Origin of the sequence: Sporosarcina luteola (genome assembly GCF_023715245.1) — a bacterium.
Lineage (GTDB): Bacteria > Bacillota > Bacilli > Bacillales_A > Planococcaceae > Sporosarcina > Sporosarcina luteola_C.
This window is the reverse complement of record NZ_JAMBNV010000040.1, coordinates 1-255: the sequence shown is the minus strand read 5'-3', so window position 1 is coordinate 255 and position 255 is coordinate 1. Positions and strand designations below refer to the sequence as shown.

Here is a 255-nt window from a genome sequence, read left to right as displayed (position 1 = left end):
CCAGCATTCAGTTGGGCACTCTAAGGTGACTGCCGGTGACAAACCGGAGGAAGGTGGGGATGACGTCAAATCATCATGCCCCTTATGACCTGGGCTACACACGTGCTACAATGGACGATACAAAGGGTTGCAAACCCGCGAGGGGGAGCCAATCCCATAAAATCGTTCCCAGTTCGGATTGCAGGCTGCAACTCGCCTGCATGAAGCCGGAATCGCTAGTAATCGTGGATCAGCATGCCACGGTGAATACGTTCC

Annotated in this window: 1 rRNA gene; it reads left to right on the top strand. The window is 54.1% G+C overall.

The window, feature by feature from the left end:
• A 16S ribosomal RNA gene (locus M3152_RS17905) occupies positions 1-255 on the top strand; the annotation flags it as partial.